This is a genomic window from Mitsuaria sp. MSU3D, from assembly GCF_056867975.1.
In genome coordinates, this window is sequence record NZ_CP200314.1 from 2,326,822 (window position 1) to 2,343,519 (window position 16,698).

12 protein-coding genes are annotated in these 16,698 nt (G+C 72.0%); 3 read left to right on the forward strand and 9 right to left on the reverse strand.

Annotated features, from left to right (window positions below; all coding sequences use genetic code 11):
• Positions 1-13 precede the first annotated feature (13 nt).
• From AC1VNM_RS10120 to AC1VNM_RS10160, 9 genes are read right to left on the reverse strand one after another with little or no spacing between them, the layout of a single operon-like run.
• The gene (locus AC1VNM_RS10120; protein ID WP_483106836.1) at positions 14-1,051 is read right to left on the reverse strand and encodes a UDP-glucuronic acid decarboxylase family protein; all 1,038 of its coding nucleotides are present in this window, start codon (positions 1,049-1,051) and stop codon (positions 14-16) included.
• Positions 1,048-2,022 carry a glycosyltransferase gene (locus AC1VNM_RS10125; protein WP_483106837.1) on the reverse strand — a complete coding sequence of 325 codons (975 nt, stop codon included), beginning with the start codon at positions 2,020-2,022 and terminating at the stop codon, positions 1,048-1,050. Before AC1VNM_RS10125 ends, AC1VNM_RS10120 begins: the two co-directional genes overlap by 4 nt.
• Positions 1,946-3,178, reverse strand: a complete 1,233-nt coding sequence (locus AC1VNM_RS10130; protein WP_483106838.1) for a glycosyltransferase family 9 protein — start codon at positions 3,176-3,178, stop codon at positions 1,946-1,948. The genes AC1VNM_RS10125 and AC1VNM_RS10130 overlap by 77 nt, the downstream gene beginning before the upstream one ends.
• A gap of 35 nt (positions 3,179-3,213) precedes the next feature.
• Positions 3,214-4,221 (reverse strand): glycosyltransferase family 2 protein, encoded by a 1,008-nt coding sequence (locus AC1VNM_RS10135; protein ID WP_483106839.1) that lies wholly within the window; start codon positions 4,219-4,221, stop codon positions 3,214-3,216.
• Complete coding sequence (locus tag AC1VNM_RS10140; protein ID WP_377154298.1) at positions 4,218-5,384, reverse strand: glycosyltransferase family 9 protein; 1,167 nt, start codon at positions 5,382-5,384, stop codon at positions 4,218-4,220. The genes AC1VNM_RS10135 and AC1VNM_RS10140 overlap by 4 nt, the downstream gene beginning before the upstream one ends.
• Positions 5,381-6,703: a glycosyltransferase family 4 protein gene (locus tag AC1VNM_RS10145; protein ID WP_483106840.1), complete on the reverse strand. Its 1,323-nt coding sequence runs from the start codon at positions 6,701-6,703 to the stop codon at positions 5,381-5,383. The genes AC1VNM_RS10140 and AC1VNM_RS10145 overlap by 4 nt, the downstream gene beginning before the upstream one ends.
• A 36-nt stretch (positions 6,704-6,739) precedes the next feature.
• A complete protein-coding gene (locus AC1VNM_RS10150; protein WP_483106841.1) occupies positions 6,740-7,969 on the reverse strand; it encodes a glycosyltransferase in 1,230 nt (409 codons plus the stop codon).
• A 40-nt stretch (positions 7,970-8,009) separates the two neighbouring features.
• Complete coding sequence (locus AC1VNM_RS10155) at positions 8,010-9,029, reverse strand: amidohydrolase family protein (protein ID WP_483106842.1); 1,020 nt, start codon at positions 9,027-9,029, stop codon at positions 8,010-8,012.
• A gap of 2 nt (positions 9,030-9,031) precedes the next feature.
• Complete coding sequence (locus AC1VNM_RS10160; protein WP_483106843.1) at positions 9,032-10,300, reverse strand: glycosyltransferase; 1,269 nt, start codon at positions 10,298-10,300, stop codon at positions 9,032-9,034.
• Between the two features lie 432 nt (positions 10,301-10,732).
• On the opposite strand from AC1VNM_RS10160, the gene AC1VNM_RS10165 reads away from it, so the two are divergent.
• From AC1VNM_RS10165 to AC1VNM_RS10175, 3 genes are read left to right on the forward strand one after another with little or no spacing between them, the layout of a single operon-like run.
• On the forward strand, positions 10,733-13,549 hold the full coding sequence (locus AC1VNM_RS10165; protein WP_483106844.1) for an ATP-binding cassette domain-containing protein: 2,817 nt from the start codon (positions 10,733-10,735) through the stop codon (positions 13,547-13,549).
• A 19-nt stretch (positions 13,550-13,568) separates the two neighbouring features.
• Positions 13,569-15,458 (forward strand): carbamoyltransferase family protein, encoded by a 1,890-nt coding sequence (locus tag AC1VNM_RS10170; protein ID WP_483106845.1) that lies wholly within the window; start codon positions 13,569-13,571, stop codon positions 15,456-15,458.
• Entirely contained in the window at positions 15,455-16,636 is a 1,182-nt protein-coding gene (locus tag AC1VNM_RS10175; protein ID WP_483106846.1) for a PAS domain-containing sensor histidine kinase, read from the forward strand. Before AC1VNM_RS10170 ends, AC1VNM_RS10175 begins: the two co-directional genes overlap by 4 nt.
• The last annotated feature ends 62 nt before the right edge of the window (positions 16,637-16,698 follow it).

Sequence of the window (16,698 nt, forward strand, 5' to 3'; positions counted from 1 at the left end):
TCGGAGACTGTCTTCAAGCCACCGTCCGCGTGCGTGCACCCAGCACGACGCGGAAGTGCTCGATCGTGCGGCGCAGCCCGTCCTCCAGGCTGACCTCCGGCTGCCAGCCCAGCTCGGTCCGCGCGAGGTCGATGTCCGGGCAGCGGCGCCGCGGATCGTCCTCGGGCAGCGGCATGAACACGAGCGGCGACCGGCTGCCGGTCAGGCGCAGGACCATCTCGGCCAGGGCCAGCATCGTGTGCTCGCCGGGATTGCCGACGTTGATCGGGCCGATGTGCGGGCCGTCCATCATGCGGATCAGCGCGCGCACGGTGTCGTCGACGAAGCAGAAGCTGCGCGTCTGCCCGCCGTCGCCGTAGACCGTCAGCGCCTCGCCCTGCAAGGCCTGCACGATGAAGTTGCTGACCACGCGGCCGTCGCCCGGCCGCAGCCGCGGGCCGTAGGTGTTGAAGATCCGCGCCAGGCGCACGTCGACGCCCTGCTCGCGGTGGTAGGCCATCAGCATCGCCTCCGCGCAGCGCTTGCCCTCGTCGTAGCAGGAGCGCGCGCCGTTCGGATTGACGTTGCCCCAGTAGTCCTCGCGCTGCGGATGACGCTCGGCGTCGCCGTAGACCTCGCTGGTCGAGGTCTGCAGCAGGCGCGCGCCGCTGGCCTGCGCCATCGTCGCCAGCCGCCACACGCCGAGCACGCTGCTGAGCACCGTGTCCACCGGCGCCGTCTGGTAATACGCCGGGCTCGCCGGACAGGCCAGGTTGAAGATCCGGTCCGCGCCGGCCATCTCCGGCGTCACTTCCTGGCAGATGTCGCGGCGCTGGAAGGTGAAGCCGCGGTGTCCGAGCAGGTGCTCCAGATGGTCGGCGTCGCCGGTGCTGAGGTTGTCCACGCCCATCACGCGGTCGCCGCGCCGCAGCAGCGCCTCGCACAGGTGGCTGCCGACGAAGCCGGCGGCGCCGGTGACGAGCACGGTGTGAGCGGACCGGCGGGACTCGGCCGGCAACGTGTCGGCGCTCTCGGATGTGGATGCGGATGCGCCCTGCGCGGAGTCGTTCATGTGCTCACCTCGTGCAAGGTCTGCATCCAGTCCGCGACGAAGCGGTCGATGTTGAAGCGCTCGCGGGCCAGCGCGCGGCCGCGTTGTCCCCATTCCCGCGCCAGTCCGGGATCGCGCAGCAGACGCCGCATGGCGTCCTCGAGCACGTCCGGCCGGTTGTCGAGGAAGCCGCTCTCGCCGCTGCGGATCACCGTGCTCAGCTCGGTGGTCGCCAGGCCGATCACCGGCTGCCCGACCAGCATCGCCTCGATCAGCGCGAGGCCCAGGCTGGTGTAGCGCGCCGGATGGAAGAAGAAGCGATGCGAGGCCATCCACGCCGGCAGCGCCAGCGGCGACGCCTCGCCCTGCCCGCCCGGCATCTCCTCGCTGCCCATGCCCACCAGCGCCAGCGGCAGGCGCCCGCCCAGTTCCCGATACAGGTCGGCGCCAAGGCGTCGGCCGCGTCGGGCCAGATGGTTCACGACCACCAATCCCTTTTCGACCTCGCCCGTCCAGGTCTGCCGGGTCAGCGGCTGCACGCCGTGTTCGATCACGCGCGACGGCGTGTCGCCCGCGTCCCACATCAGCGCATTGAAGTGGGTGCAATGCACGAGCAGCGCGCCCCGGTCCTGCACCCAGTGCCGGGTGTCGGTCGGATGCCGCTGCGGCGGATCGTGCTCCAGGTAGATGCGCGGCAGGCGCTGCTGCGCCGCGTCGAGCCAGCGCTCGCGGTCCTCGTCCCATCCCGCGCGGTGCTGGTAGAGCACGACGTCGAAGGGCATGCGGGCGATCTCGGCGATCGGCGCCTCGTGGACGTTGTCGCCCCACGGCAGCGCGCCCACGCGGCCGGCACGCCCCGGCGTTTGGCCCGGCGTCTGGCCCGGCGTGCGCCCCGGATCGGTCACCAGGTAGAAGTCATGCGGAACCTGCGTGAGGTTGAAGAGGTAGTTGCCGTGGACATGCCACGTCAGGATGCGCAAGCGTCGGGGCATGGTGGCCCTCCTTGATCGTTGGTCCGGTGGCGAGGCGCGGCTGCCGCAGCAGGTCCTCGATCGCGACGAGCACCTCGGCCACGGTCAGTGCCTCTGCGCAGGGATGGCCGTAGGGACAGTCGGAAAACGCGCACGGCCGGCACGGCGCCGGCTTGGCCAGCACGCGGTGCAGCACGTGATCAACCGGCGCCCAGCGCTCGGCATCGCCGCCGCAGGAAGTCACGACGCTGGGCACGCGCAGCGCCGCCGCGACGTGCGACACGCCGGTGTCGTTGCAGACCAGCAGCCGCGCGCCGCGCAGCAGCGCGCCGAAGGCCCACAGCGAGGTCTGGCCGGCGAGGTTGACGCAGGGCACGTGGAACGCCGCGAGCCGTGATGCGAGCGTCGCCACCAGCGGACCTTCGTCGGCGGTGCCGGTCAGCACGACCGTGTGGCCGGCTTCATGCAAGGCCCAGCCGACGGCGGCGAAGCGCGCGACCGGCCAGCGCCGCGACGGGAGCTGCGCGCCGGCGTGGAGGCAGACATAGGAGGCGACCTCGTCCCGACCGGGCCAGGCCTGACGCAGGTGCTGCTCGTCGTCGTCGCGCAGCGGGAACGACAGGTGCTCGCTCGTCGGCGGAAGGCCGAGATGGCGGCACAGCGACAGCAGCCGCTGTGTCTCGTGACCGACCTCGGGCCAGGGGAAGAAGCGCGCGGCATCCCGCGCCGGCACCCAGGCCTGAGGGCCGTGGAAGCCGGCGTTGCAACGCGCGCCGAGCAGCGCGAGGAAGGGGTTGGTCCGCTCGCCGCTGCCGTGCAGCTGGATCGCGAGATCCCAGTTGCCGCCCTGCATCGCCGCGAGGAAGGTCGGCAGCTCGCGCAGGTCCGGCGGGTGCTCGGGCAGGCCCGGCCAGCCGGGGAACGGGATCCACTCGTCGATGCAGTCCAGGCGCGAGGCGTACTCGCGCGCCGCGGGCAGGCCCATCAAGGCGATATGCGCATGCGGCCACGCCTCGCGCAGCGTGCGCAACGCGGGGACCGCACAGATCAGATCGCCCAAGACCAGCGCGCGCAGCACGAGGACGCGCAGGATGGGCGCTTCAATGACCGGTTCAATGACCGGTTCAATAGCCGCGTCGATGACCGAGTCGACGGCCGCGTCGGTCGACACTTCCATCGACCGTTCGATCGGGGACGTGATGGCGGCGGTCATCACAGGAACGGCGTCCGGAAATGCCAGGCGCCGCGCAGGCGCCAGTACACCGACAGGAACGGGATGGCAGCCGACGTGCACAGCATCTCCACCACGTGCGCGGGCGAACGCGACGTGTGCAGCAGGCGCCGCGCGGCGATGCGCAGCATCAGCAGCAGCGCGACGGTCATGGGCAGCGCCGCCGCGCCGATGCGCCCCGACCCTGCCAGCACGGCCGCGGCCAGCGTCAGCGCCACGATCGCGTAGTAGTCCCACGGCGGCACGCGGCGGATGCGGCGGCGGTACAGCGCGGGATGCTTGCGATACAGCAGCGCGTCGAAGAAGACGTTGCGCTGCTGGCGCAGCGACACGCCCCATCGCTCCGGCCGGACCGGATGCCACACCAGCGCGCGCGTCGCGTGCCCCACCGGCCCCAGGCGTTCGAGGCGGAACTGCAGGTCCGAGTCCTCGCGCCACGGGCGCCGGAAGCGTTCGTCGAAGCCGTCGATCGCCACCAGCGCGGCGCGCCGGACGAAGGCGTTGGCGGTGACGAACTCGGCGGTCTCCAGGCCGCGGGTCATCAGCTCATGGTCGGTCGGCGCGCGATGCACGCCGCGCCGGCGGCGCGAGGTCGGCGGCACCCGGACGCGGCCCGACGCGGCGACCCAGTCGGGATGCCGCGCCATCGCGGTGAGACCCAGCCGCAGCCAGCCGGTCTCCGGCCGCGTGTCGTCGTCGGTGAAGGCGACGATGGGCGCGGTGGCGGCGCGCCAGCCGGCGTTGCGCGCCACGGCCGGCCCCTTCCCGCGGACGGGACACAGGTAGCGGATGAGCGGCGCGCCGTCGAGCGCGGCGATCGCCTGCACCCGGTCGCGGCAACGGCTGTCGTGCCCGTCGTCGACGACGATGATCTCGAAGCGCTCGCGCGCCAGGGTCTGCGCCAGCAAGGCCAGCAGGCAGCGCTCCAGCAACTGGGGCCGCCCATAGGTCGGGATCACGACGGAGACGTCCAGCCCGCGCCCGCTCATGCCACGGCTCCCATCGCCGGCAGCAGCAGCGCGCCGGCCGCCTCGGCGATCTCGCCGGGCGCGATGCCACGCAGGCAGGCGTGGTGCAGTTCCGGGCAGACGCTCTGCTGGCAGTTGCGACAGGGCACGTCGTGGCTCAGCACCCGCGAGGCCACCTGCCACGGCGTGTGCTGCGGATTCGTCAGCGCGTACAGGTCCACCACCGGTGTTCCCAGCGCCGCGGCGAGGTGCACCGGGCCGCTGTTGTTCGCCACCAGCAAGCGCGCGTCCGCGATCAGCGCGGCCAGTTCGCCGATGCAGGCGGACGTCGCCACCACGATGGCGGGACCGCGCATCGCGCGCCGCATCTCAGCGAGCAGCGCCACCTCGCCGGGTCCCGCGCACAGGACGGCCACGGTGCGGCCGGTGCGGTCCTCGCGGACGATCCGGTCCGCGGCCTCGCCCAGCCGGTCCGCCGGATAGCGGCGCGACGGGGCGCTCGCGCCCGGATGGAACAGCACATAGGGCCGCCCGTCCGCGAGGCCTGCCCCGCGCAAGGTCGCGCGGACCGCCCTGCGATCGCGCGCGACCAGCGCGAAGCGCAGGCGCTCGTCCTGCGTGCGGCAGCCCACGCGCGCCACCAGGTCCAGCTGGCGTCGCACCTCATGGCGCATGCCTGGTCCGATGCGGTCCGGATCGGCCACCTCGTCGCTGAGCAGGCCATAGGCGCGCTCGCGCGCATGTCCGAGCACGAGCGGGATGCCGGCCAGCCGGCACAGCGTCGCCGCCGGGAACACGCTCTGCGTGCACACCGTGAAGATGATCGCGGCGTCCGGGCGCTCCCGGTCGCCGCCGTCGGCGCCGGACAGGCGTCGCACCAGTTGCCGCTCGGTCCAGCCGCGCGGGGTCTCGCCGCGGTCCGCCGCCGCCGCGCCGGCCTTGGTCCATGGCGCGTCGAAGCCGATGACCTCGTCGACCATCGGCAGATGCGGCGCCAGCGCCACCGTCGACGGCGCGGCCAGCAGGGTCAGGTGAGCGCCGGGCAGCGACTCCCGCACCGCGGCGATGGCGGGCGTCGTCATCAGCACGTCGCCCAGGTTGTCCAGCCGGATCAGCAGCACGCGGCGCGCCGCGCGCCAGCGATGGGCGCGGCGCTCGTCAGTCCTTTCGGCCTCGAGCGTCATCCCTTCGCCTCCACGACGGACGACCCGGCGCCGACCGGCACACGTGCCGCCGCGAGGCGGTGGACGCCCTGCGCCTGCCGCGGCGCGCGCCGCGCGGCCAGCCCGCCGTAGACCGCGGCGAGCTTCGCGGCGACGCTGTCCCAGGTGAACTCCCGCTGCGCCCGCTGCAGCCCGGCGCGGCCCATCAGGCGGCCGAGCTCCGGCTGGCGGCGCAGGTCGTCCAGGCGCAGCGCGAGGATCGCCGGATCCTGCGCCGGCACCAGGAAGCCGGTCAGCCCGTCGACGACGCTGTGCTGGATGCCGCCCACCGCCGCGCCGATCACCGGCGTCGCGCAGGCCATGCTCTCCAGCGGCGTGATGCCGAAGGGCTCGTACCACGGCGTCGTCACGAAGACGTCGGCGGCGCGGTAGTAGTCGCGCAACTGGTCGCGGTCGCGGCGCCCGACAAAGGTCACGCGCGCTGCCACGCCGCAGTCCTGCGCGACGCGGCGCAGCCGGCCGATCTCGGGCGTGCGGGCCTCGTCCGGCAACGTCGACTCGCCGCCGACGATCAGCAGCCGCCACGGCACCCCCGACGGCAGGCGCGCGACGGCGCGGATCACGTTGTCGACGCCCTTGCGCGGCACCAGCCGGCCGAGCTGCAGCACGATGAACTCGTCCCCCGCCAGGTGCAGCTTGCGTCGCGCCTCGGCGCGGTCCCCGGGGCCGAACTCGTCCAGGTCGACGCCGCAAGGCACCTGCGCGATCCGATCGGGCGGCGCGCCGCAATGGCGGATCAGATCGTCGGCATCCTGCGGGCACTCCGCGATGACGCAATCGGCCTCTTCGGCGATGCGGCGCTCGATCGCGATGCGCTCCTGCGGAAAGCGGTCCGACTCCTTCTGATGCAGGCGGCGCACGGCGCCCAGCGCGTGGAAGGTCTGCACCAGCGGCACGCCGAGCATGCGACGCAGCCGCAGGCCCACGAGTCCCGACATGAAGAAGTTGGCGTGCATCACGTCATGGCGCACGCTGCCGCGCATCAGCCGCAGCGCGGCGGCGCCGAAGGCGCGCATGTGCGGCAGCAGCTGCTCCTTGGGCACGAAGGCGGCCGGGCCGGCATCGATGTGGAACACGCGCACGCCGGGCCGCATGTCCACGGCGGTCGGCAGCGCGCGCTGGTCGCGCCGCGTCAGGACGTCTACGTGATGCCCGCGCCGCGCCAATGCCGCGGCGACATGCGCCACGTAGACGTTCTGGCCGCCGGCGTCCACCCCGCCCTGCTGGGCCAGCGGGGAGGCGTGTTCGCTGATCAGCGCGACTCTCAAAGGTGCTTCCATGATGGACGGCTCCAGGGGTGGGGATTCGAAGAAGGTTCAGCGCTTGCGCGCCGGTGCCGTGACGCGCGTGGCGCGGGCGACTTCCAGCGCGCTGCCCGGTCGCGTGATGTGCCGCATGCGATCGCCGAGCGCGTCGAGGTGCCGGTCGAGCCGGTGATGGCGGACCATGCGGGCCCGCGCCTGTTCGCCCATGCGCTGGCGCAACTCGGGCTGCGTCAGCATCTGGTGGATGCGACCGGCCAGGTCCTCGGCGTCGCGCGGCGCGACCAGCCAACCGGTGCCGCCGTGCTCGACGATCTCGGGCACGCCGCCGACGCGGGTCGCCACGACCGGCAGCCCGCTGGCCATGCCCTCCATCAGCGCCAGCGGCATCGCCTCGGAATGGGAGCTGGACACCAGCAGGTCGAGGTCGTGATAGATGGGCCGCACATCGTCGACGCCGCCGACGATGTGCACATGCGAGGCCAGGCCCTGCCGCTCGACGGCCTCGCGCAGCCCGGACTTCATCGGCCCCTCGCCGACGAGGGCGAAGTGCGCGTCGGGCAGCGTCTGCCGCAGGATCGCCGCCGCGCGCACGAAGACGTCCGGCGCCTTCTCGGGCGACAGGCGGCCGACGAGCCCGGCGAGCATCACCTGCCCCTCCAGCCCGAGCGAGGCGCGCAAGCCCTGGGCCGGTCGCGCGCCGGGCCGGAAGGCGTCGACGTCGACGCCGTTGGGTTCCAGGCTCAGGCGGCCGCGCTCCACGCCGAGACCGAGCGCGTGGTAGTAGCTCTGGCGGCAGACCACGCTGAGGAAGCTGTCGGTCGCGCGATGCACTTCGAGGTCGGACAGTCCCGCCTGTCGCGCGTGGATGGTCGCCATCACCGGCACGCCGCCGAGCCGACCCGCGAGTCCCGCCAGCACATGCGCGTTGGGCAGGTGGGCATGCAGCAGATCGACGCGCTCCGCGGCGATCAGGCTGGCCACCATCTGGATGGCGGACCACGGCGGATCGTCGGGCATCGCGACGATGACGACGGTCGCGCCGGCCTGGCGCAGCCGCTCCGCGAAGGCGCCCTCCGACGGGCACAGCGCGGTGAAGCGGAAACCGCCCTCGCGGCCCAGGTGGGCGACCAGGCGCTCCACGCAACGCTCCATGCCGCCGACGATGTCGTTGCCGACGACCTCCAGCACATGCAGCGGCGCCTGCGTGCTCGGCACCGGGTGCAGCGAGGCGTGGCCGTCCTCGATCAAGGCGGCGACGGCGTGGGGGGAAGCGATGTCCATGATGGGTCTTGGTGGGTGACGGGGGATCGGGCCTTGACGGTCAGCAGCACACGGGCCGCCAGCGCCGGGCGCCGGCGTCGAGGCGTTCGAGGCCCTCCGACGCGCGGGACACGAGGGAAGCGAAGGACGCGCGCGGCACGGCAGAGGCGACGGCGTCGATGGATGCGCCAGTCGGGACAGGGTCGACGGATGCGGACGACTGGGCGGGATCGACGCTGTGAGCACTGGGGAGGGGATCCGCGGGACGTTCAGACTGGTCGAGTCCCAGCCACGCGGCCGCGGTGCCGCGCCAGATCTGCTGGCGATCGCCCTCGCCCAGCGCCAGCTGGTCCATGAGGTCCGCGACCCACTGCCTGCGCTCGCGCAGCTCGGCGCCGGAACAGGGCAGGAAGCAGTCGCTGCCGAACTGCAGCGAGCCCGCGCCGAGCACCGCCAGCATCCGCGACAGCACCTCGAGCCGGTACGGCGGCGGCGGGCCGAAAGAGATGTCCAGCCGGAACTGCGCCTGCGCATGCGGCACGCCGTGGATGCGGTCGATCAGCGCGACGGCCAGGGCCTCGTCGGTCCACGGCCAGCCCATGTGGGCCAGCGCGACCCGCGTGCGGGGATGGTCGCGCAGCGCCTCGAAGTAGGTCGGCCGGCAGAAGCGGCCAGACCGCCCGTCGATGAAGATGCCGCTGTGGAACAGCAGCGGCAGCGCGAGCTCGTCGGCGACGGCGAAGACCGGCTGCACGCGCTCCTCATGCGGATACCAGCCGGTCGGCACCATCTTCGCGCCGCGCAGGCCGAGGTCCTCGATCGCATGCCGCAGGTCCGCCGGCGCGTCCGGATCGCGCGGATCGACCACGGCCAGGCCGATCAGCCGGTCCGGGTGATCGCTGACCAGGCGGGACAGGTGGGCATTGCCGCGTCGCAGCGAGGCGGCATCGTCGAGCGAATACCCATCGCCGAGGAACGGCGCCAGCAGTACGCCGACGTCGATACCCGCCTCGTCCAGCGTACGCAGCACGTCGTCCGCCGTCTCGCGGCCGGTGCAATGGAGATGGGCGTCGATGATCATGATCAGGCGGCCCGCAGCGCGGTTGCGGTTGCGGTTGCGGGCGCCGCTGCAGGCACGGTCGGGACCGGCGCGGTCGCCGCGGGCGCACTCGGCCGGGCGGCGGCGGGGAGCTCGGCCAGCCAGCCCCGCACGCGATCGGCGGCCACGTCCCAGGTGCCCGCCGCCACGACGGCGGCCGCGGCCTTCCGCCAGCTCGCACGCATCTGGGGCGATTCGTACAGCACCGCATCGCAGGCGGCGATGAAGCCCGCCGCGTCGCGCCCGATGCGGACCGCGCCGCCGTACAGGCTGATCACGTCGCGGATCGCGGTGCTGACGACGGGCTTGCCCCCGGCCAGGTATTCCAGCGTCTTCGTCGGACTGATGAAACGCGTCGACTCGTTGAGCGCGAACGGCATCAGGCACAGGTCCCAGCCGGCCAGCAGGTGCGGCAGCTGCGCGTAGCTCTGCATGCCCAGCCAGCGCAGGTTGGGACGGCGCGGCAGCGAGGCCTCGTCGATCTTGACGACCGGGCCGACCATGACGATCTGCCAGTCGGGACGCGCGTCCGCGAGGGCCGCCACCAGCTCGAGGTCCATCCGTTCGTCGATGACGCCGAAGTAGCCGAGCCGCGGGTGCGCCAGGTCGCCTTGCAGCTCGTTCGCCCGCGCGGCCAGGATATCGGCCTCGGTCTCGGTCTCGGTCTCGCCTTCATCCTCGCCTCCGCCCATTGCTGGCGTCGTCGGCGCGAAGTGGGCCGGATCGACCGCGCTGGGCAGGCAGTGCAGGTTCGGATGCAATCCCTCGCGTGCCTCGTACAGCGACGGACCGCCGCACAGCACCAGGTCGGCCGACGCCATCAGCGCGCGTTCGCGCTGGCGCAGTTGCGCGGGGGCATAGCGGAAGGCGGACAGCTCGTCCATGCAGTCGTAGATCAGCGCCCTCGGGCCCAGGCTGGCGATCAGCGGCAAGGCCATCGGCGTGTACAGCCACACCAGCGGATCGACGACGTCGCGCCGGGCGAGCTCGCGCTCCAGCAGCGGCAGCAGCGCGGGCAGCTGGGCATCGTCGAAGCCGGGCGCGGCGACCGGCGTGAAGGGCACCAGCACCTCCACCTCCGCGCCTCGCACGCCTTCCCACCTCGACGCGATGCGCGGGGGCGCGGTCGCATCGAGGATGGGCTCCTCGATGAAGATCACGCGACGGTCGGCCGTCAGGCGGGACATCAGATGCTGCGGACGCTGGAACACGAAGTTCCATCGCAGGTGCGAGAACACGATCAAGGGTGACATTGGAATTCCCGTTGGCGCGCTTGGCGCTGCGCCTGGGTGAAGGACGTGGCGGGCCGGGGCACCGACCACGGGGGCAAGGTCCCTCCTCGTTGTCCGGCGGCCCCGTCTGGATGTGGGGGGACGCCACGGAGGGCTTGTGAACAACGGTTTGGCAAGAGCGGGGCCCATGCCCGGTCATGCCTCGCGATGCCGTCGGCTCGATGACCTGCGGCGAGTACCGGTTCTCAGAGAAGCGCTGACCCGTTCGATGCGTCGGCGACCTGCTCGCCTCCCGTGCCGGCATGCCGCGCCGACGCGCCGCGATGCGCGTCGGATCGGCCGTCGACATGCCCATCCGGAAATCGTCGATCGGCTCGAATTACCGATTCCATCGGGGTTCTCGGTCATCTGAACCGACTTCCCCGGGCATCCGTCTTGCGAAGGACCAGGACGATGGACACCCCCGTTGCCAGTTCGTCCGCTTCCCCCAGCTCCTCCGGTTCGCCCAGCCGCCGCGCCCTGCTCGGCCTGGGGCGGGCCTTGTGGCGGTGGCGTGCGCGCACGCTGCTGGCCGTGCTGCTGCTGGTGCTGTCCAAGCTGGCGGCGGTGGGCGTGCCGGCGATGCTCAAGGCGATCGTCGATCACCTGACGCCGTTGCAGGCGATGCAGCCGACGTCGTCCATGTCGTCGTCCATGGCGTCGTCCATGTCGTCGCCCGGCACCGCCGCGCAGGGCCTGGTCATCGGCCTCTCCGTCCCGGTGGCCCTGCTGATCGGCTACGCGCTGCTGCGCTACGCGAGCACCCTGTTCACCGAATTGCGCGACCTCGCGTTCGCGCGCGTCGGCAAGCAGGTCGTCGGCAGCTTCTCCGAACGCGCCTTCGCGCACCTGCTGGCGATGAGCCCGCGTTTCCATGCCGAACGCAACACCGGCGCGCTGATCCGCGAGGTCGAGCGCGGCACCGATGGCTTGGGCTATCTGCTCGGTGCCGGTGTGTTCACGGTCGTGCCGACGGCGGTGGAATTCGCCGCGGTGCTGCTGATCATCCTGGCCAGCTTCGGCGTGCCGTACGTGCTCGTCATCGGCGCGAGCATGCTCGCGTACGGTGCATGGACCACCACCATGACCCGCACGCGCGTGGCCCGGCAACGCGTGATGAACGCGCATGACTCCCAGGCGCACGGGCTGCTCGTCGACACCCTGCTGAACTACGAGGCGGTGAAGACGCATGGCCGCGAGGCCAGCGAGCGCGACCGCTACGCCGGCGTGCTCTCGCGCTGGATCGACGGCAGCGTGCGCAGCCAGAGGACGCTGTCGCTGCTGCACCTGGGCCAGGCCGCGATCATCGCCGTCGGCGTGGGCGCGGTGATGCTGATGGCCGGGCGCGACACGGTCGCTGGCCGCATGAGCATCGGCGACCTGGTCATGGTCAACGCCTATCTGATCCAGGTCTTCCTGCCGCTGAACACGCTGGGATTCGTGTTCCGCGAGACGCGCGACGCGCTGCTCAACACGGAGACGCTGTTCGCGCTGCTCGACCGCGAGCCCGACATCCGCGACGCACCCGATGCCCGGCCGCTGGCGGGCGCGGACACGACGGTGCGCTTCGACGGCATCGACTTCGGCTACGACCGCCAGCGGCGCATCCTGCACGGCCTGACGCTGGAGATTCCCCATGGGCACACCTATGCCGTCGTGGGCAGCAGCGGCTCCGGCAAGTCGACGCTGGCGCGGCTGCTGATGCGCCTGTACGACCCGGACGGCGGCGAGGTCAGCATCGGCGGCCAGCCGCTCAAGGGCCTGACGCAGCGCAGCCTGCGCGAGGCCATCGGCGTCGTCCCGCAGGATCCCGTGCTGTTCAACGACACCATCGCCTACAACATCGGCTATGGCCGTCCGGACGCTCGCGAGGACGAGATCGTCGCCGCCGCGCAGGCCGCGCAGGCCGACGAATTCATCGCCCTGCTGCCCGACGGCTACGCCACCCGCGTCGGCGAGCGCGGCGCGCGGCTGTCCGGCGGCGAGAAGCAGCGCATCGCGATCGCGCGGGCCTTCCTGAAGAATCCGCCCATCGTGGTGCTGGACGAGGCGACCTCGGCGCTGGACTCCAAGGCCGAACGCGCCATCCAGGGCGCGCTGGCGCGCGTGGCCCGGGACCGGACCTCGCTGATCATTGCGCACCGGCTGTCCACCGTCGTCGACGCCGACCAGATCATCGTGATGGACCGCGGCGAGATCGCCGAGCGCGGACGTCACGAGGAGCTGCTGGCCCATCGCGGGCTCTACGCGCAGCTGTGGGAGCTGCAGCGCCAGCAGCAGCAGGCGCAGACGCTGGAGCGCCGCATCGCCCACCACCCCGTCAACCTGGCGGGCCTGCTGGTGCTGAGCCTGGACGCGCTGCGCGAGACGCTGGCCGAGGCCGACATCGATCTCTACACCGACATCGACCTGGACGTCGCCAGCGTCCATGGCGACGCGAGCCGCCTGGCGCGCATCGTGCAGCTGATGTGCCTGCTCGCGCTGCACGGCGCCAGCCGCGGCCGCATGGAAGGCCGGCTGGCACGCGAGGAACGCGCGAGCCGGCTGACCGTCGGCGTCCAGGGCCGGCTCGATGCCGGCACCACGCCGCCGGACACGCTGGAGCTGCGCACGCTGATCAACGAGGCCGGCGGCCACCTCGCCATCGAGCGCGATGCGGCCGGTGGGGAGCAGCGGTACGAACTCGAGCTGCCCCTGCCCGCGCTGGCCGACGCGCCGCTGTCGCGCGAGGCGCTGCGCGCCTCTCCCGAAGCCGTGGTGGAGGCCGCGCTGGCAGCCGAGACGACGGCGATCGAGACCGGTTTCGGGCTGTCGCCGCATCCGCTGGCCGGGCTGCAGGTGATGTGCGTGGACGACGACGAGGACGCGCTGGAATCGCTGGGCCTGCTGCTCGAACTCGAAGGCGCGCGCACGGAGCGCATCAACAGCGGGCACGAGGCCCTGCGCCGGCTCAACGAACGCGACCCCAGCGCCTGGCCGCAGGCGCTGGTGTGCGACATCGCCCTCGGGCACGAGGACGGCCATGCCGTCGTGCGCGGCATCCGGGTGCTGGAGGCCCGTCGGGAGGTGCCGCTCGGGCGGCGCCTGCCGGCCATCGCGCTGACCGGCATGGCGCAGCCCGAGGACCGCCTGCGCGCGCTGGTGGCCGGCTTCCAGCGCCACATGGCCAAGCCGGTCATGCCGCAGGAGTTGATCCGCGCGCTGCACGACATGGCGCTCGTGCCCAGTTGACGAACACTGCGAGGAACTCATGAAACCCCACCCGCCGCCGGCCGTCCCCGCCGCCTCGACCCCGCGCGTCCTGACCCTGGGCATCAACGCCAGCTTCCACGACTCCGCCGCCGCGCTGATGCGGGACGGCGAGGTCATCGCCGCCGTCGAGGAAGAACGCTTCACCCGGATCAAGCACGGCAAGCGTCCCCTGCCCTTCACCGCCTGGGAGCTGCCCTGGCATGCGATCGACGACTGCCTGAAGCAGGCCGGCGCGACGCTGGCCGAGGTGACGGACGTGGCCTACAGCTTCGATCCGCAGCGCTTCATCGGCGACCGGGCGCCGGAGGGCAGGTTCACGCTGCCGCTGCGACCGTCGGACGCCGCGGCCGGGAACGCGTCGAAGCACGCATCAGGCCACGCCTGGGAGAACCCCTGGGACCCGCTGTTCGCGGCCTACGTGCTGAGCGCGCCGCGGCTGCTGACGGACGGCGTGCCGCATCACCTGCGGCGGCGCTTCGCCGGCGTCCGTCACGCCGACGCGCCGTACCGCTGGCATTTCGTGCCGCATCACCTGTGCCATCAGGCGAGCGCCTTCCTCGCCGCGCCGTTCTCGCGCTGCGCCGTCATGACGCTGGACGGCCGGGGCGAGCGGGCCACCACCGCCTACGGCCGCTATCGCGACGGCCGCTACGAATCGCTGGGCGAGGTGCAGGTGCCGCATTCGCTCGGCCTGATGTATGAGCGGGTGACGACCTACCTCGGCTTCCTGCATTCGAGCGACGAGTACAAGGTGATGGCGATGGCGGCGATGGGCCAGCCGCGCCACATCGACGTGCTGCGCCAGCACCTGGTCGTCGATGCCGACGGCCAGTACCGCCACCTGCCGCTGGACCTGGTGGCGCGGTTCGGTCCGGCGCGCGTGCCGGGCTCGACGATGGACCAGCGCTACCTGGACCTGGCCGCCTCCGTGCAACTGGTGCTGGAGGAGACCGTGCTGCGCCTGGCCACCTGGCTGCGCGAGCGCACCGGCGAGGACCAGCTGGCGATGGCCGGCGGCGTCGCGCTCAACTGCGTGATGAACGCGAAGCTGCGCGACGCCGGCATCTTCCGGCGCGTGTGGGTGCAGCCCGCGGCAGGCGATGCGGGTACCGCGCTGGGCGCCGCGCTGTGGGTGGATGCGCGGGCGCGGCGCGGGCTCGATGCGGACGTCGGCACCAGCAGCGACAGCAGCGACAGCAGCGACAGCGGCATCTTCGCGCTCGGTCCGCGCCGCTGGCAGATGGACCATGCCTACCTCGGTCCGGCCTTCGACGACGAGCACATCGAGGGCCTGCTCCAGTGGGCGCGGCTGCGCTACCGGCGCGTCGACGATGTGGCGACGGAGACCGCGGCGTTGCTGGCGCAGAACAAGATCGTCGCGTGGTTCCAGGGCCGGATGGAATTCGGCCCGCGGGCGCTCGGCGCGCGCTCGCTGCTGGCCTCGCCGGTGGATCCGGCGATGCAGGCCCGGCTCAACGACCTGAAGGACCGCGAAGACTTCCGTCCGGTCGCGCCGTCGGTGAACCACGAGGACCTTGCGGACTGGTTCGAGCCGCCGGACGCCAACGGCGGCGCCTCGCCGTTCATGCTCTTCGTCTACGGCGTGCGGCCGGGACAGGCCGCGCGCATCCCGTCCGCGCTGCACACCGACCGCACGGCCCGCGTGCAGACGGTGCATGCGGACACGAATCCGCTGTTCCACCGCCTGCTGACGGCGGTCGGTGCCGCGACCGGCGTGCCGGTGCTGGTCAACACCTCCTTCAACGTGCGCGGCGAGCCCATCGTCGGCACGCCGAAGGCCGCCATCGAAGCCTTCTTCAGCACGCCGATCGATGCGCTGGCGATCGGGTCGTTCATCCTCGAGAAGTTCCCGGGAGCAGAGCCATGACGCTGCATCGCACCGAACACGGCGCCTGGTCGCCCACCGACGTCGACCTGGTGCTGGCACTGCTCACGGTGCACGAATGCCAGTACGGGATCGCCTTCCTGGATCCGGCGGGCACGATCACCGGCTGGACCGAGGGCGCGCACGCGGTCACCGGCTTCACGGCGGACGAGGTCATCGGACAGGCGTTCGCCATCCTGTTCGTCCCCGAGGACGTCGCGCACGGTCAGGATCTCCACGAGCTGAATGCGGCGCGGACCCTCGGCGCCGCCGAGGACGAGCGCTGGCACATGCGCAAGGACGGCTCGCGCTTCTGGGCCAGCGGGCTCACGCTGCCGATGCACGACGGCGAACGCTTCCACGGCTTCGCGAAGCTGTTCCGCGATGCCACCCACCTGCAGCTGCGGACCTTGCGGCTGGAGAACGAGGCGCAGCGCCTCACGGGCGAGCGGCAGGAGCATGACGTCTTCCTCGCCACCATCGCGCATGAACTGCGCAACCCGCTGCATCCGATGCGGCTGGCCACGCGGCTGCTGTCGCCGCCCACGGAACCGGTGCGGCAGGATCAGGCCGTGAAGATCCTGACGCGACAGCTCGCGCTCATGGACCGGCTGGTCGAGGACCTGATCGACATGACGCGCGCCGGCCAGGGCAAGATGACGCTCGTCTACGAACGCGTGGACCTGCAGCGGCTGCTTCAGGACACGATCGACGCCAGCCGGGACATTGCCGAGACGGGCGGCGTCACCCTGATCGGCGTGCTGCCGCCGATGCCGGTCGTCGTGGAAGTGGATCCGGGCCGCTTCCAGCAGGTCGTGATGAACCTGCTGAACAACGCCATCAAGTTCACGCCGCGAGACGGTCAGGTGTCGGTGCTGCTGAACGTGGATCAGTCGCACCTCGTGCTGAAGGTGCAGGACACCGGGAACGGGATCGGGCCGGAACTGCAGCCGCGCATCTTCGACATGTTCACGCAGGCCGACGGCGCGACGACGCATCGCGGCGACGGGCTGGGCATCGGACTGGCGCTGGTCAAGGAGATCGTGTCGCTGCACCACGGCACCGTGGAGGCGAAGAGCGAAGGCGTCGGCCAGGGCAGCGAGTTCCTCGTGCGGATGCCGCTGGAGAAGCCGACGTCTTTCGACGTGTCGGAGCATCCCGTCGCGGCGCCGCCCTCGTGACGGGATGCGGAGAGGGAGCCAGAAGGCCGGTGCACTGCCACGGCCGCTGGCCCTCACCCCTG

What these genes read in the sequence shown, in the direction of transcription:
- AC1VNM_RS10165 (WP_483106844.1), top strand. Translation starts at nt 10,733, where the DNA reads ATGGACACCCCCGTTGCCAGTTCGTCCGCTTCCCCCAGCTCCTCCGGT.
- AC1VNM_RS10130 (WP_483106838.1), bottom strand. Translation starts at nt 3,178, where the DNA reads ATGGAAGTGTCGACCGACGCGGCCGTCGACTCGGTCATCGACGCGGCT.
- AC1VNM_RS10150 (WP_483106841.1), bottom strand. Translation starts at nt 7,969, where the DNA reads ATGGACATCGCTTCCCCCCACGCCGTCGCCGCCTTGATCGAGGACGGC.
- AC1VNM_RS10155 (WP_483106842.1), bottom strand. Translation starts at nt 9,029, where the DNA reads ATGATCATCGACGCCCATCTCCATTGCACCGGCCGCGAGACGGCGGAC.
- AC1VNM_RS10120 (WP_483106836.1), bottom strand. Translation starts at nt 1,051, where the DNA reads ATGAACGACTCCGCGCAGGGCGCATCCGCATCCACATCCGAGAGCGCC.
- AC1VNM_RS10140 (WP_377154298.1), bottom strand. Translation starts at nt 5,384, where the DNA reads ATGACGCTCGAGGCCGAAAGGACTGACGAGCGCCGCGCCCATCGCTGG.
- AC1VNM_RS10170 (WP_483106845.1), top strand. Translation starts at nt 13,569, where the DNA reads ATGAAACCCCACCCGCCGCCGGCCGTCCCCGCCGCCTCGACCCCGCGC.
- AC1VNM_RS10175 (WP_483106846.1), top strand. Translation starts at nt 15,455, where the DNA reads ATGACGCTGCATCGCACCGAACACGGCGCCTGGTCGCCCACCGACGTC.
- AC1VNM_RS10125 (WP_483106837.1), bottom strand. Translation starts at nt 2,022, where the DNA reads ATGCCCCGACGCTTGCGCATCCTGACGTGGCATGTCCACGGCAACTAC.
- AC1VNM_RS10135 (WP_483106839.1), bottom strand. Translation starts at nt 4,221, where the DNA reads ATGAGCGGGCGCGGGCTGGACGTCTCCGTCGTGATCCCGACCTATGGG.
- AC1VNM_RS10145 (WP_483106840.1), bottom strand. Translation starts at nt 6,703, where the DNA reads ATGGAAGCACCTTTGAGAGTCGCGCTGATCAGCGAACACGCCTCCCCG.
- AC1VNM_RS10160 (WP_483106843.1), bottom strand. Translation starts at nt 10,300, where the DNA reads ATGTCACCCTTGATCGTGTTCTCGCACCTGCGATGGAACTTCGTGTTC.